13 protein-coding genes are annotated in these 14,582 nt (G+C 71.9%); 5 read left to right on the forward strand and 8 right to left on the reverse strand.

Annotated elements, in window-relative coordinates:
• Positions 1-35 precede the first annotated feature (35 nt).
• The 4 genes from OG734_RS25615 to OG734_RS25630 all read right to left on the reverse strand — a co-directional run bounded on the left by OG734_RS25615 (position 36) and on the right by OG734_RS25630 (position 3,405).
• A complete protein-coding gene (locus tag OG734_RS25615) occupies positions 36-272 on the reverse strand; it encodes a hypothetical protein (RefSeq protein ID WP_330289830.1) in 237 nt (78 codons plus the stop codon).
• Between the two features lie 297 nt (positions 273-569).
• Complete coding sequence (locus OG734_RS25620) at positions 570-1,637, reverse strand: L-idonate 5-dehydrogenase (protein WP_330289831.1); 1,068 nt, start codon at positions 1,635-1,637, stop codon at positions 570-572.
• A gap of 53 nt (positions 1,638-1,690) precedes the next feature.
• Positions 1,691-2,476, reverse strand: a complete 786-nt coding sequence (locus OG734_RS25625) for an SDR family oxidoreductase (protein WP_330289832.1) — start codon at positions 2,474-2,476, stop codon at positions 1,691-1,693.
• Entirely contained in the window at positions 2,473-3,405 is a 933-nt protein-coding gene (locus OG734_RS25630; protein ID WP_330289833.1) for an NAD(P)-dependent oxidoreductase, read from the reverse strand. Before OG734_RS25630 ends, OG734_RS25625 begins: the two co-directional genes overlap by 4 nt.
• A 155-nt stretch (positions 3,406-3,560) precedes the next feature.
• Here OG734_RS25630 and OG734_RS25635 point away from each other — a divergent pair, with 155 nt between their 5' ends.
• Positions 3,561-5,048: a gluconokinase gene (locus OG734_RS25635; protein ID WP_330293786.1), complete on the forward strand. Its 1,488-nt coding sequence runs from the start codon at positions 3,561-3,563 to the stop codon at positions 5,046-5,048.
• Positions 5,049-5,272: 224 nt separating this feature from the next.
• Here the strand turns inward: OG734_RS25635 and gnd are convergent, their stop codons facing one another.
• Genes gnd through OG734_RS25655 form a run of 4 tightly spaced genes read right to left on the reverse strand, consistent with a single transcriptional unit; the run spans position 5,273 to position 9,140 of the window.
• On the reverse strand, positions 5,273-6,169 hold the full coding sequence (gnd, locus tag OG734_RS25640) for a phosphogluconate dehydrogenase (NAD(+)-dependent, decarboxylating) (RefSeq protein WP_330289834.1): 897 nt from the start codon (positions 6,167-6,169) through the stop codon (positions 5,273-5,275).
• Between the two features lie 6 nt (positions 6,170-6,175).
• A complete protein-coding gene (locus OG734_RS25645) occupies positions 6,176-7,114 on the reverse strand; it encodes an NAD(P)-dependent oxidoreductase (RefSeq protein ID WP_330289835.1) in 939 nt (312 codons plus the stop codon).
• Positions 7,111-8,187: an NAD(P)-dependent oxidoreductase gene (locus OG734_RS25650; RefSeq protein ID WP_330289836.1), complete on the reverse strand. Its 1,077-nt coding sequence runs from the start codon at positions 8,185-8,187 to the stop codon at positions 7,111-7,113. Before OG734_RS25650 ends, OG734_RS25645 begins: the two co-directional genes overlap by 4 nt.
• Positions 8,187-9,140, reverse strand: coding sequence for a cyclase family protein (locus OG734_RS25655; protein ID WP_330289837.1), 954 nt, complete (start codon positions 9,138-9,140; stop codon positions 8,187-8,189). Before OG734_RS25655 ends, OG734_RS25650 begins: the two co-directional genes overlap by 1 nt.
• A gap of 193 nt (positions 9,141-9,333) precedes the next feature.
• On the opposite strand from OG734_RS25655, the gene OG734_RS25660 reads away from it, so the two are divergent.
• The 4 genes from OG734_RS25660 to OG734_RS25675 all read left to right on the forward strand — a co-directional run bounded on the left by OG734_RS25660 (position 9,334) and on the right by OG734_RS25675 (position 14,513).
• Complete coding sequence (locus tag OG734_RS25660; protein ID WP_330289838.1) at positions 9,334-10,128, forward strand: IclR family transcriptional regulator; 795 nt, start codon at positions 9,334-9,336, stop codon at positions 10,126-10,128.
• Positions 10,129-10,428: 300 nt separating this feature from the next.
• Positions 10,429-11,928 (forward strand): sugar ABC transporter ATP-binding protein, encoded by a 1,500-nt coding sequence (locus OG734_RS25665; RefSeq protein WP_330289839.1) that lies wholly within the window; start codon positions 10,429-10,431, stop codon positions 11,926-11,928.
• The gene (locus OG734_RS25670) at positions 11,928-13,178 is read left to right on the forward strand and encodes an ABC transporter permease (RefSeq protein WP_330289840.1); all 1,251 of its coding nucleotides are present in this window, start codon (positions 11,928-11,930) and stop codon (positions 13,176-13,178) included. The genes OG734_RS25665 and OG734_RS25670 overlap by 1 nt, the downstream gene beginning before the upstream one ends.
• Before the next feature lie 177 nt (positions 13,179-13,355).
• Complete coding sequence (locus OG734_RS25675) at positions 13,356-14,513, forward strand: substrate-binding domain-containing protein (RefSeq protein ID WP_330289841.1); 1,158 nt, start codon at positions 13,356-13,358, stop codon at positions 14,511-14,513.
• Positions 14,514-14,582: the final 69 nt, after the last annotated feature.

Here is a 14,582-nt window from a genome sequence, read left to right on the forward strand (position 1 = left end):
CGGGGTCCGCCTGGAACGGCGTCAGCGACGACGCGTCACCACTCGTGGACGGCGGAGACGATGGTGACGGCGGAGACGACGGTGACGACGGAGTTGAGGGAGAGCCGGACGCGGTCGGAGTCGCGGACCGGCCGGACGCCGAAGGGCTGGGTCCGGCCGCTTTCTCGTCCCCGGCACCGCAGCCGCCGAGCAGCACGGCCGCTGCGGCAACCGACGTCATGGTCCTCAGCCGCCAAGTCGCCCTGCGTCTGCCTGCGTTGTCGTCCATCCACGCCCCTCCGCCTCGGCACCCCCGCCTTGCGTGCGGTGATCGTACAAAAGTAGGGGAGGAGTGGGTGGGTGGTTCGGTGAACAGGGGGACAGACGGAGTCAGCGTGCCTCGACCCCGCCCTCGCCGGCACGTCCCGACGGCGGCTCCGCCACCCGCGCCAGATGCCCGGCGAACACCTCCTCCGCCTCCGGGGCAAGAGTGCGCAGGGCCCTCCTGGGAGCACGAGCCGTACCGAGGCTTCGGAGCCCGAGACCTCGCATCTCGACTTCGCCGGTACCACCCCGCGTGACGATCCGCGTCAGGGTGTCGTCGGATCCGCGAAGTCGAGGAGCACCTTGCAGGAGCGTGCCGGGTCGGCTGCCAGTTCGAAGGCTTCGGCAGTTCGCGCCATGGGGAGTACGGAGGTCACCACCGGGTCGGCCGGGAGGCGGCCGTCGGCCAGCGCCCGGAGCACCTCGCCGAGTTCGGTGTCGAAGCGGAAGGAGCCGACCAGCCGCAGCTCCCTCGTGATCACGGCGTTCGCGGCCACCGGGGTGTCCCCGGGCGGGAGCAGGCCGAGGCCCACCACCAGGCCGCCCCGGTCCACTCCGTACACGCAGGTGCGCAGCCCGGCGGGGTTGCCCGAGGACTCGATGGCGATGTCCGCCGCGAGTTCCTCCAGATCCTTCAGTTCCTCCAGTTCGTTCTTCTCGGTCGCTGGGGCCCCGATCCGTACGGTGGAGGTGGCGCCCACCTGTCTGGCGACGGCCAGCGGGGCCTCGTGGACGTCGGTCACGGTGATCTCACCGGCGCCGGCGGCTCGCAGCGCCGCGACCACCAGGCAGCCGATCGGTCCGGCGCCGGTGACCAGCACCCGCTTCCCGCGCACGTCACCGGCCTGCCGTACCGCGTGCCAGGCGACCGCCGCGGGCTCGGCGATCGCGGCGAGCCGCATGTCCAGGCCCTCGGGCAGGGGCAGCACCCGGTCCGCGGGCACCACGAGGACCTCCGCGAAGCCGCCCTGGACGTGGGGGTTGCGGGCGGCGCTGCCCAGATAGCCGGTGTCCAGGCAGGTGTTGCGCCGTCCGGCGAGGCACTGCCGGCACCTGCCGCAGGAGGCCAGCGGGTGCACGGCCACCGGGGTCCCGGGGGGCGGGGCCTCGGTACCGGGGCCCGCCGCGCGTACCCGGCCGACGATCTCGTGACCGAGGACGAGCGGTTCGCGCAGCCGGAAGTCGCCGACCGCGCCGTGCCGCCAGTAGTGCAGGTCGGAGCCGCAGATCCCGCCGTAACGGATGTCGACCGCCACCTCGCCGGGCCCTGGCTGCGGCACCGGCCGCTCCTCCAGGCGCAGGTCCCCCGCCCCGTGGGCCACGACCGCTCGCATCGTCGCTGAGTTCGCTGAGTTCGCTGAGTTCATGTCCTCGGTCCCGTCCTTTCTCAGATGACCGCGGTCAGGCCGCCGTCGACGGCGATCACCTGGCCGTTGACGAAGTCCGACGCGGGGGCGGCGAGCCACACCAGCGTTCCGACGAGATCCTCGACCGAGGCCCAGCGTCCGGCCGGGGTGCGGCCCCGGATCCAGGAGTCGAAGGCCGGGTCGTCGACGAGCGGGCGGGTCAGTTCGGTGATCACATAGCCGGGCGCCAGTCCGTTGACCGTCAGCCCCGATCCGGCCCACTCCGCGCACATGCCCCGGGTCAGCATCGCGAGACCGCCCTTGGACGCCGCGTAGGCGGCGATGCCGGGACGGGCGAGCCAGGTCTGTACGGAACAGATGTTGACGATCTTTCCGTGGCCGCGCCCGACCATGCCCGCGGCCACCGCGCGGCCCACCAGGAAGGCGCTGGTGAGGTTGGTGTGCAGGACCCGCTCGAAGTTCTCGGCGGACACCTTCAGGAGTGGTTCGCGGTGCTGTACGCCGGTGTTGTTGACCAGGATGTCCAGTGGGCCGAGCCGGTCCTCGATCTCCTGGACCCCTGCCTGTACGGCCGCCTCGTCGGTGACGTCGAAGGGCACGGCGTGCACCTTGTTCCCGGTGCGTTCGGCGAGTTCGCCCCGGGCTCGTTCCAGGGCCACGGGATCGCGGCCGTTGAGGACGAGTTCGGCGCCCGCCTCGGCCAGTCCGGCGGCGAGGGCCGCTCCGATGCCCTTGCTGGAACCGGTGACGAGGGCCAACCGCCCCGAGAGGTCGAACAGGGCAGGACCCTTGGCTGAGACCGTCATGACCGGGCTCCCGTCCGACCGGTTCCGACTCCGGTCCTGTCTCCGGTTCCGACTCCGGTTCCGGTTTCGTAGTAGTGCATGAGCGCGGCGTTGTCGGCCTCGCCGTGACCGGCTGCGGCCAGCCAGCGGTGCAGTTCGGAGACGGCGGTGGTGACAGGCAACGGCACTCCCGCCGAGCGCGCGTAGTCGCGGGCCGCCTCCAGGTCCTTGACCATGTTGCTGACCCGCCCGGTGGGCGTGAGGTCGACCTCGGCGAACTTGACGAAGAACTCCTGGAACAGCGCCGAGTCGGCCCTGCCCCCGGTGAGCGCCGCCTGTACCTGCCGTGGCGGCAGACCGGCCGCCCGCACCAGCGCGGCGGCCTCTGCGAGGGCGGCGAATCCGCAGCCGACCAGAACCTGGTTGACGGACTTGACCAGCTGCCCGGAGCCGGGCGGGCCGATGTGGGTGAGTTGGGAGGAGAGCGCGCCGAGCACGTGCAGTGCCCGTTCCACGTCTTCCTCCTCACCGCCGAGCATCAGCGTCAGCTCACCGCGTTCCGCGCCCGGCGCGCCGCCCGACAAGGGGGCGTCGACCCAGCCGGCGCCGAGCTTCGCGGCCCGTTCGGCGAAGGCGCGGGTGCGCCCGGGATCGATGCTGGACATGTCGATGACGAGTACGCCCTCGGGTGTGGCGGTGAGGACCCCTTCGGGGCCGAAGACCACCTGTTCGACGATGTCGGCGGTGTTGAGGGACAGGATCACCACGGAGGACGAGGCGAGCCGTGCCGCCGAGTCCACTGGTTGCGCCCCGTCCCTGGCGAGTTCCGCCACCGCGTCCTGGCGGACGTCGTAGACCCGCACGGTGCGTTCACGCCGCAGCAGTCTGCGGGCGATGGCTGACCCCATCACTCCGAGCCCTGCGACGCCCACCTCCGGATGTCCTGACACTCAGACCTACCTCCTGAACCAAATGCTGTACTCAGCACAGTATATTGAACACGGATGGTGGAAAAGTTCAATAACTCCGACGAATGTCCAGCATATTGGCTCGCGTGCCACATGCTGTTACGGTCCGCGGAGATGGAACGGAGGTCAAGACGGTGATGAAGGACGAAACCCAGGTAGTGCTCGGGATCGACCTGGGCACCACCGCGACCAAGGTGGTCGCGGTGGACGGTGCCTACCGGGTGGTCTCGACCGTCGAGCGACCCGCACCCCTGCGCACGGGCCGGTACGGGGAAGCCGTCCACGACCCGGAGACGGTGTTGGCCGGGGTCGTCGACGCGGTACGGGAGAGCACGGGGATCTGCGCGGGGCGCGGTCTCACGGTGGCCGCCCTGTCCTTCAGCGCGGCCCTGCACACCCTGCTCGCCCTGGATTCCGCCGGAGAACCGTTGACCCCGGCGCTGAGCTGGGCGGACACCCGGGCCGCCGACATCGCCCGAGGTCTGCGGGCAGCCGGAAGCGCCGACGCGCTGCACCGGGCGACCGGAACCCCCGTGCACTCCATGGCCCCGCTCACCAAACTCGCCTGGTTCACGGCACACGAGCCGGAACTCGTCCGGCGTACGGCCTCCTGGTGCGGTCTGAAGGACTACGTCCTCTCGCAATTCACCGGCAGGCTGGTCACCGATCTGTCCTGCGCCTCCGCCACCGGCCTGCTGGACATGCGCACCGCTCGATGGCACGGCCCCGCCCTGGACATCGCCGGGGTGAGCGCCGACCGGCTGCCCGAACTGGTGCCGCCGACCGCCGTGTTCACACTGCTCCCGAAAGCCGCCGCCGCGCTGGGGCTGCCCGCCGGGCTGCCGGTGGTGGCGGGCGCGGGCGACGGCCCGCTGGCCAATCTCGCCGTCGGGGCCACCGCGCCGGCCACCGCCGCGCTGTCCCTCGGCACCAGCGGCGCCCTGCGCGTCGTACGCGACCGGCCGGGCGTGGACGAACGCTGCCGGGTGTTCTGCTACTACCTCGCCGACGGGCTGTGGGTGCTCGGCGGCGCGGTCAGCAATGCCGGGGTCGTCGCCCAGTGGGCGGCCGAGTCCTTCGGTGGCGTCGATGTCGGCGATCTGCTGAAGGAGGCGGCCCAGGTGGAGCCCGGCGCCGAGGGTCTGATCGCCCTGCCGCACCTGCTCGGGGAACGCGCACCCTGGTGGGACCCGGACGCGCGCGGCGCCCTGATCGGGCTGCGCCGCGGACATGGCAGGGCCCATATGACCCGGGCCATGATCGAGGGTGTCGGGCAGCAACTCGCCCTCGTGCGCGACTCCCTGCTCGCCGCCGACGCCCCGATCACTTCGGTACGGGCCACTGGGGGCGCGTTGCGCTCCTCGCTCTGGGCGGAGATCGTCGCCGCCGCGCTCGACATGCCGCTGGAGATCACCGACGACGCCGCGGGCTCGGGTTTCGGTGCCGCGCTGCTTGCCCGGCACGCGCTCGGTGACCTGCCCTCGCTGACCGCCCCGGTGCCGGGTGCACGCGCCCACCGCACCGTGACCCCGGACCCGACGGCGGCGCGGCGGCTGGCAGAGACGCGGGGGCTCGGTGAACAGCTCTACCAGCTCCTGCGCGGGGTCCAGGCGCCGCACCGGTGACCACGGCTGCGGCATCCCGCCGCAGCCGTGGTGACAGCCGCACCGCCTCCGCGACCCGTCATGGCGGTGCCGAGGTCGGCCGGCCGCCCCTTGAAGGAGGCGGCCATGTGCGGGGGCGGCCGGCGAGGTGATCGCGCCGTCCGGGTTCTCCAGGAAGAAGGCCCCGGTGACCGGCGGCGTCCGCCCTCGGCGGCTCTCCTCCTCGTCCTTCCGGCCGCCCCCGCTCACGCCCTGGCTGCGGTGACCGCGTCGGCGCCGTGCACCGCGTGGCCGCCGAACTGCCGGCGCATCGCCGCGAGGGCCTTGAGCTGGGCCGCGTCGGGCTTGCGGGAGGCGAAGCGGGCGAAGAGGGCCGCGGTCATGGCGGGGGCGGACACGGAGAGGCGTACCGCCTCCTCGACCGTCCAGCGGCCCTCGCCCGAGTCGTCGACGCGGCCGGAGAGGGTGGCCAGGCCCGGGTCCTCCTCCAGGGCGCGGACGAGAAGATCGAGCAGCCAGGAGCGGACGACCGTGCCGTGCCGCCAGGAGGCGAGCACCTTGGGTACGTCCGGTACGTACTCGCCGGCCTCCAGCAGCTCGTAGCCTTCGGCGAGCGCCTGCATCATGCCGTACTCGATGCCGTTGTGGACCATCTTGGCGTAGTGACCGGCGCCCACCGGGCCCGCGTGACACAGCCCGTCCTCGTCGGGGGCGAGCGACTCCAGCAGCGGCCAGACGCGCTGTACGTGCTCGTCCTCGCCGCCGCACATCACGGCGTAGCCGTTCTCGCGGCCCCAGACGCCGCCGCTGACGCCGCAGTCGACGTAGCCGATGCCGTGGCCGGCGAGCATCAGAGCGTGCTCGGTGTCGTCGCTGAAGCGGGAGTTGCCGCCCTCGACGATCACGTCGCCGGGGGACAGCAGTTCCGCGAGCTGCCGCAGGGCCTGGCGGGTCGGTTCCCCCGAGGGGAGCATCAGCCACACCACGCGGGGCCCGGCGAGCTTGCCGACGAGTTCCTCCAGCGAGCCGGCGTCGCGGTCGGGGGAGGTACGGCTGTAGCCGAGCACCTCGTGGCCGCGGTCCCGCCAGCGGGCGGCCATGTTGCCGCCCATGCGTCCGAGGCCGACGATTCCTACCTGCATGTGTCCTCAGTCCTTCGTGTGGTGAGCGGGGGACGTGTGGTGATCGGGGGAGTGGGGCGAGCCGTCGCGCAGCAGGCCGAGGACGACGCTGTTGTCCAGGTCGCCGAGGCCCCTGGCCTCGACGGCCGCGTACAGCTCCGCGACGGTCGTGGAGAGCGGCAGCGTGACGTGGGCGTCGGCGGCGCTGTCCAGGACGAACCCGAGGTCCTTGTGGAGGTAGCGGGCCGGGCCGGACGGGGTGAAGTCGCCCTCGGCCAGGTGGTGCCGTTTCTGTGCGAGTACCTCGGAGGAGGCGAGGCCGCCGGCCAGTACGTCGAGCAGCGCGGCGGGTTCGAGGCCGCCGCGTTCGCCGAGCAGTACGGCCTCGGCGAGCGCGACCAGGGTTCCGGCGACGACGAGCTGGTTGCAGGCCTTGGCGAGGGAACCGGCGCCGGTGTCCCCCAGGCGTCGCACGGTCGAGCCCATCGCCTCCAGACACGGGCGGATCCGTGCGACCGCCTCCGCCGGGCCCCCGGCCATGATCGACAGGGTGGCGTCGCGGGCACCGGTCACCCCGCCGCTGACGGGGGCGTCGATGACGGTGATGCCCTGGGGGCGCAGTTTCCCGGCGAGGGCGCGCACCGCGACGGGGGAGACGGTGCCCATCACGACCAGGGTGTCCATGACAGGCCGACCGGAACGCAGTCCGCCCGGGCCGTCCAGCACCTCGATCACCTGGGGGAGGTCGGGGAGCATGGTGAGGACGACCGGAGCGGAGGCGGCCACCTCCTCCGGGCTGTCGGCGCTGCGGCAGCCGGCGGCCACGGCGGCCTCCAGCGGGGTCCGGCCGCGGTTCCAGGCGAGCACGTCGACACCGGCCCGGGCGAGGTTCACCGCCATGGGCAGTCCCATGGCGCCGAGACCGAGGAAGCCGACGGTGCCGGTGCCGATGTCGGCGACGCTCATGCGCCGGTTCCCGCCGGAGTGATCTGACGGGCCGTCAACTCGGCGAGGCGGCCGATCAGTCGAGGACTGTCGACCACATCCCGGTTGACGACGAAGGGCGGTACGCGGCCCGCCGCCACCTCCAGTACGGCGCGGACCGCGCTGCCGCCGTTCCCGGCGGACATCTCGTCGGTCCACGCCAGGGCGTGCGGGCTGAGCACGACCTGGTCCATGCCCAGCAACGGGTTGTCGGGGGCGGGTGGTTCGCTCTCGAACACGTCCAGTCCGGCACCCCTGATGCGCCGTACGCGCAGCGCCTCGATCAGCGCGGCCTCGTCGACGATGGGACCGCGGGCGACATTGAGGAGGACCGCCGTGGGCTTCATCAGTGCCAGCCGCCGCGCGTCGACGAGATGACGGGTCTCCTCCGTCAGCGCGCACATCACGATCACGGCGTCGGCCTGAGCCATCACGGTGTCGACGTCCGCGAGCCTGACGCCGAGCGCGGCCGCGGTCTCCGGCGGGCAGTACGGGTCGTACGCCACGATGTCGGCCTCGAACGGCCGCAGCAGTCCGACCAGATCGCGGGCGGTGTTGCCCAGGCCGATCAGCCCGATGCGGCGGCCGGTGAGCCCGAGGCCCATCCACTGTTCCTTCTCGGTCCAGCGCCCCTCCCGCACCAGCCGGTCCTTGGCGGTCACGTTGTGCAGCACGGACAGGAGCAGGGTGAGGGCGGCGGTGGCGACCGGGCGTCGGGCACCGTCCGGGGTGATCGTCACCAGGGCGCCGTTGCGGGTGCACGCGTCGAGGTCGACGGCGTCGTAGCCGACGCCGAAGCGGGCGAAGAGCAGCGGCGGGCGGGCGGCGCCCTCGAAGGTGCGCGCCGTGACGGCGGGGCCGGCGAACAGGACGGCGTCCAGGCCGTCGACGTCGGTCGCGAGGAGTTCCCCGGTGTCGCGTGGCAGGTAGTGCCAGTCGACCCCGGCGGCGTCGAGTTCGCCGAGCCGGATGTCGCCCCACACGTTGCGTCCGTCCGCGTCCAGGAAGTCCCGGCTGACGCCGACCCTGAACTCCGCGGCTGATGCGGTGGCCATCACAGCACCGCGATCGGGTTGACGGGCGAACCCGTGCCGCCGGGGACGTTCAGTGGGGCCACGACGAACAGGAACTCGTAGCGGCCGGCCTGCGCGCAGGCGGCGGAGAGCGCTTCGAGGTCGAGGTTGTCCAGCAGCGGTACGCCCATGGCGGTGATCGCGAGGGCGTGCACGGGGGAGTGCAGCCCTTCGACCGGCGAGGGCCGTACGTCGCTGTCACCGTCTCCGCCGAGCAGTGCGATCCCGCGCTCGGCGAACAGCGGCATGGCGTCCACGTGGAAGCCGGCGCTGGCGTTGTCCGGGTTCCAGGCGCCGAGTTCGGCGCGGCGCCGGAAGTGGCCGGAGCGCAGCAGCACCGCGTCGCCGTCGCCGATGGTGACGCCCAGGGCCTTCTCCGCGTCGGCGACCTCCTCGGCGTGCACGGCGCGGCCGGGCTCCAGCCAGTCGGTGCCGAGGACGGCGGGCATGTCGATCAGTACGCCCTTGGTGACCAGCGGGCCGAGCGCGGACACGGAGCCGAAGCGGGCGCCGCCCGCGTCGACGACCTCGCGTGCGACGCGGCCGTCGTACAGCTGTCCCCGGTAGGCGATGTGGGACAGCGCGTCGAGATGGCTGACGCCCTTGCCGTGGTAGTCGACGGCGATGAAGTCCTTGTGGCAGGACGGTTCGGGGGCTTCGACGTCGCCGAGGTCGGACATGTAGTGGAGCGCGGGCTTGCCGTTGTCGGGGCCGGGCGCCGTGTTCCACGGCAGGGCCGTGGGAACCGTGGTGCCGGTGCGGACCAGTGCGGCGGCGCGCCGTGCGTGCTCGGGGGTGACCCGGTTCCACGCGCCGCGGTCGGCCTCGGTCGGGGCCCAGCGGCCCCAGGTGCTCAGCTCGTCGAAGAGCGCGTCGAACTCCTCGCGGGACATCGGGGGGCCGTTGGGAGATGGATCATGCGGGTTTCTGGTCATCTGCTGCTCAACGCTCCAAGGCTCGGAGGATGTCGTCGGCCGACCCGGAAGGCGCGCTACGGTCGAGTGGTCCCGAGGGGATGCGGAGAATCTCGACGGCAAAGCGTGCGCCGACGGCATTGTCGTTCGGGGGCACACGAGAGACAATAGCCAATATGCTGTACGACGAACAGAATGATGGGTGGAGATACTGGTGAGCGCAAGTGACCCGGGCAGTCTCGTCCCCGCCGTGACGCGGGCCGTGGCGATCCTCGACGCACTTGGCGAGGCGGAGGGCCGCCCGCTGTCGGTGAGTGAGCTCGCGCGCGCCCTCGGCCTGCCGAAGTCCTCGACGGGCAATCTGTGTGCCTCGCTGGAGGCGGCCGGCATGATCACGCGCAACGGCTCGGGCTTCAGCCTGGGGCGCAAGCTCGTCGAGCTGGGCGGCCGCTACCTGGCCACCGTCGATCAGCTGCGCGACTTCTACGAGCTGTGCCGGCGCAGCGCCCACATCTCGCGGGAGACCGCCCGGGTCGCCGTACTCGACGGCCTGGACGTCCTCTACCTGGGGCGTTACGACGGCACGCAGCCCTTGCGGCTGACCGCCAACATCGGTGACCGCTTCCCCGCGAACTGCACGGCCACCGGCAAGGCCATCCTGTCCACCCTGGACCCGGCGGTGGCCGAGGACCGGCTGCGCGGCCGCACCCTGCCCGCGCTCAGCGAACGGTCCATCACCTCCGTACCGGCCCTGATGGCGGACCTGGCTCAGATCCGGGAGCGGGGCTACGCGATCGACGACGAGGAGGCCACGGCGGGCATCCTCTGCCTTTCCGTGCCGGTCAACGGCTTCCGGACGGACTCGGCGCCGTTCGCGATCAGTGTCACCGTGCTCAAGGCCCGGCTCGACGACGAGTTCCGCGAGGCGCTGCTGAAGGACCTGCGAGTCATAGCGGCGGGGCTGGAGAACCCCATGCTCCCGCAGGGGGTGCCGGCCGGCACCCGCTGACGTTCAGGGGCTGGTCGGCGGCCCTTTCGATGCTGTCCCACGGCGGCCGTACGGAGATCTCTCCGTACGGCCGCCGTAACTTTGGGGCAATAAATGCTCGCGGAGCTATTGACCAAAATACTGGGAGGCGTACAGGATTCTGGTCGAGCCGATGGAGTGACCCTCGGCTGGCAGATCCCTTCGGAGAAGTCCGTGAATGACGCTCCCGATGACACGGCTGACACAGCCGACACGGCTGACACAGCATCCGATCCGGCCCCCGGCCCGCCGGCGGCCCCCCGGGCTGCAGACCGCCCCCTGGTGAGCATCCGCGGGCTGCGCAAGCGGTTCGGCGGCACTCTCGCCCTCGCCGATGTCGATCTCGACATCCACCCGGGCAGCGTCCTCGCCCTATTGGGTCACAATGGTGCGGGAAAATCCACCCTTATCAAGATCCTTGCCGGTGTCTACCGGGCGGACCAGGGCGAGGTCACCGTCGCCGGTCAACCACTCGGCACCGATGCCGCCTCCGCGGAGATGTCCTTCATCCACCAGGACCTCGGCCTCGTCGAATGGATGACGGTCGCCGAGAACATCGCCCTCGGTACCGGCTACCCGCGCCGCGCCGGTCTTGTCTCCTGGCGGCAGGTCCGCGAGCGCAGCACCCAGGCGCTGGACATCGTCGCCGGTCACCTCGACCCGGACGCGGCGGTCGCCGACCTGACCCGCGCCGAGCGGTCCCTGGTCGCCATCGCACGCGCCCTGTCCACCCGGGCCCGGCTCATCGTCCTCGACGAACCCACCGCGAGCCTGCCCGCCGCGGACTGCGCCCGGCTCTTCGACGTACTGCACACCCTGCGCGACCGCGGGCACGGCATCGTCTACGTCAGCCACCGGCTCGACGAGGTCTACCAGGTCGCCGACAGCTTCGCGGTCCTCCGCGACGGCCACCTCATCAGCGAGGGCCGCCTCGCCGACCACGGCCCCGACCGCATCGTGCGCGACATCGTCGGCCACGAACCGGAAAGTCACCGCACGGAGCCCGCCACCAGGGCCCCCACCGGCGAGGCCCCGACCGTGCTGCGCCTCACCGGCGTCACCACCGAGGGTGCGGGCCCCGTCGACCTGGAGCTGCGCGCCGGGGAGGTCCTCGGCATGGTCGGCCTCACCGGCGCCGGCCACATGGACCTCGGCCGTGCCCTCGCCGGTTCCCGGCCGATCCAGGACGGTGAGGCACTGCTCGACGGCCATCCCTACCGGCCCGGCTCGCCCGCTGCGGCCGTCGACGCGGGCATCGGCTTCGTCACCAGCAACCGCCAGGAGGAGGGCTGCGCCCTCGAACTCACCGTACGGGAGAACTTCCTGGCCAATCCGCGCGCCGACAGCCGTTCTCCGTGGCGCTGGATCAGCCCGTCGCGCGAGCGCGCCGAAGCGACATCGCTGGTCGAGAGGTTCGGCGTACGGCCGGCCAACTCGGAGGCACCCATCGCGACGCTCTCCGGCGGCAACCAGCAGAAGGTCATGATCGGCCGCTGGCTGCGTCTGAGCAGGCGCGTCGTGATCCTTGAGGAGCCGACCGCGGGAGTCGACGTCGGTGCCAAGGCGGAGATCTACCGCCTGCTCGACGACGCGCTCGCCCAGGGACTCGCGGTCCTCCTCATCTCCACCGACTTCGAGGAAGTCGCCGACGTGTGCCACCGCGCCCTGGTCTTCGTACGGGGCACCGTGACCGCCGAACTCAGCGGCGAAGCCCTCACCGTCACCGAACTCACCCACGCCGCGTCGGCCATGCCGGCGCTGACCGGAACGGCGGACAACTGATGGCCACCGAGACCGAATCCGCCCGTCGGCAGGCCGACCGCGACAAGAACGCACAGGGGGAAGGGGCCGCCGGGGACAGCGCCGGCAACGGGACACCCCGCGGGTCGAGCAGGCAGCCACCCGGCAGCGCCGACAAGGGCGCGGACGGCGGTGGAGTCGCCGCCCGGCTGCGCGGCGGCCATCTGATCGGCACCTACGGCCTGCTCGGCCTGACCGTCCTGCTGTTCGTCATCTTCGCGCTGGCCCTGCCGGACACCTTCCCGACGATGGAGAACGCCTCGTCGATCCTGTCCAACCAGTCGATCCCCGCGATACTCGCGCTCGGCGCGATGATCCCCATCGTCACCGGCAAGTTCGACCTGTCCGTCGGCTACGGGCTCGGCTTCGCCCACGTCCTGGCCATGCAACTCATCGTGAACAACGGCTGGCCCTGGCCGGTGGCCTGTCTCGTCGTCATCATCGGCGGCGGCATCGTCGGCGTACTCAACGGTCTGCTGGTGGAGTTCGCCAAGATCGACTCCTTCATCGCCACCCTCGGCACTGGCAGCCTCCTGTACGCCTGCACCGGCTGGATCACCGACGGCGCCCGGATCGTGCCCGGCCCGCAGGGGCTGCCCCCGGCCTTCACCGACCTGTACAACTCCAAGTTCCTCGGCCTGCCCGTCCCCGCCTTCTACGTCCTGGCGCTCGCCGTGCTGCTGTGGCTGCTGCTGGAGCGCCTGCCCCTCGGCCGCTACCTGTACGTCATCGGCTCCAACGCCCGCGCCGCCGACCTCGTCGGCATCCCCACCCGCCGCTACGGCATCTACGCCTTCGCCGGCTCCGGACTCGTCGTCGGGTTCGCGGGCGTCCTGCTCGCCGCGCAGCAGCAGATCGGCAGCCCGAGCGTCGGCATGGACTACCTGCTGCCCGCCTTCGTCGGTGCCCTGCTCGGCTCCACGGCCATCAAACCGGGCCGCGCCAACGCCGCCGGAACCGTGGTCGCTGTCACCATCCTCGCCATCGGACTCGCGGGCATCGGCCAACTCGGTGCCGAGTTCTGGGCAACCCCCCTGTTCAATGGCGGCACGCTGCTCCTCGCGGTCGGCCTGGCCGGTTACTCCGCCCGCCGTCGGCTGCGCGCCGGCGCCAGTGCCACCCACCGCTCCATGGCCGCGCCCGGGACGGAACCCGGGACGGAACCCGCGACGAAGCAGCCGACGCCCGCCGGCACCGGCTCGACCGATGGTGACGCACCGCGCACCCCCTGACCGCGGCCGAACGGCAGGGCCGCGCCTCATGACGGCCGTGGCCCGCACGTCTCTCCCCGCACGTCTCTCCCCGCACTGCCCCGCACCGCCCCGCACATCCGACGTATCCCCGTCCCCCCGCTCCCTCGTCCTCGTGCCTCGCCCTCCGCTTGTCATACGCCCTCAAGGAGCACCGCTGTGTCGTACCACCCCACCCGCAAGGCAACCCTCAGAGCCGTGGCCACCCTGGCCGTACTCACCGCTTCCGTCGCAGGCTGCAGCCGGGGCTCCGAGAGTGCCGGCTCCACCGCCGTCGGCGGGTCCTCGAAGGCCGGCTGCCAGGCCGTCCTGGCGACGGCGAAGCAGGCGGTCAGCGGCGCCGAGTCGGTCGACGCCCCCTGGGGCGGACCGGCCACCGGCCCCAAGGCGGTCGCCGGCAAGACCATCGTCTACGTCGCCCAGAGCATGACCAACCCCGGTGTCGCAGGCGCCGCCGAAGGCGTCAAGGAGGCCGCCAAGGCCATCGGCTGGAAGGTGAGGATCATCGACGGTCAGGGCACCCCGGCCGGTATCCAGGCCGCCGTCAGCCAGGCCGTCGCCGTGAAGCCCGACGGCATCGTCCTGTCCGGCTTCGACCCCAAGTCGACCGCCACGCAGGTCGCCCAGGCCGACGCCGCCGGTATCCCGCTCATCGGCTGGCACGCCGTGGGCACCCCCGGACCCAGCAAGGACCCGAAGCTCTTCAGCAACATCACCACCAAGGTCGAGGACGTCGCGAAGATCAGCGCCGACTGGATCATCAGCCAGTCCAACGGCCGGGCCGGCGTGGTGGTCTTCACCGATGCCTCCATCCCGTTCGCCAAGGGCAAGTCGGACCTGATCGAGAAGGAACTCGCCACCTGCTCCGACATCAAGGTGCTGTCCACCTCCAACATCCCGATCGCCGACGCCAGCAGCCGCACCCCGCAGGAGGTTTCCGCGCTGCTGTCCCGCTTCGGTACCAAGTGGACGCACTCGGTCGCCATCAACGACCTGTACTTCGCCGACGCGGCGCCCGCGCTGCGGGCGGGCGGCAAGCAGGGCGACGGCGCCCCGTTCAACATCGGCGCGGGCGACGGCGACCCCTCGGCCTTCCAGCGCATCAACAGCAAGCAGTTCCAGTCGGCCACCGTGCCCGAGCCGCTGTCCGAGCAGGGCTGGCAGATGGTCGACGAGTTCAACCGCGCCTTCGCCGGCCAGCCCGCCAGCGGCTACATCGCGCCGGTGCACATCACGACGGCGGCCAACAGCGCCGGCGGCTCCTCCTGGGACCCGAAGGGATATCGCGAGGCGTACCGGAAGCTCTGGGGCAAGTAGGCGGCATCGTCGGCCCTCGCACGCCCCTCCCGTTCCTCCCCGGCGGGAGGGGCCCTCCCACAGACATAG

Source organism: Streptomyces sp. NBC_00576, assembly GCF_036345175.1.
GTDB lineage: Bacteria > Actinomycetota > Actinomycetes > Streptomycetales > Streptomycetaceae > Streptomyces.

Excerpts from the sequence above, each read along its gene's own strand:
- OG734_RS25635 (WP_330293786.1), top strand. The coding sequence starts at position 3,561 with ATGAAGGACGAAACCCAGGTAGTGCTCGGGATCGACCTGGGCACCACC.
- OG734_RS25655 (WP_330289837.1), bottom strand. The coding sequence starts at position 9,140 with ATGACCAGAAACCCGCATGATCCATCTCCCAACGGCCCCCCGATGTCC.
- OG734_RS25620 (WP_330289831.1), bottom strand. The coding sequence starts at position 1,637 with ATGCGAGCGGTCGTGGCCCACGGGGCGGGGGACCTGCGCCTGGAGGAG.
- gnd (WP_330289834.1), bottom strand. The coding sequence starts at position 6,169 with ATGCAGGTAGGAATCGTCGGCCTCGGACGCATGGGCGGCAACATGGCC.
- OG734_RS25670 (WP_330289840.1), top strand. The coding sequence starts at position 11,928 with ATGGCCACCGAGACCGAATCCGCCCGTCGGCAGGCCGACCGCGACAAG.
- OG734_RS25625 (WP_330289832.1), bottom strand. The coding sequence starts at position 2,476 with ATGACGGTCTCAGCCAAGGGTCCTGCCCTGTTCGACCTCTCGGGGCGG.
- OG734_RS25650 (WP_330289836.1), bottom strand. The coding sequence starts at position 8,187 with ATGGCCACCGCATCAGCCGCGGAGTTCAGGGTCGGCGTCAGCCGGGAC.
- OG734_RS25645 (WP_330289835.1), bottom strand. The coding sequence starts at position 7,114 with ATGAGCGTCGCCGACATCGGCACCGGCACCGTCGGCTTCCTCGGTCTC.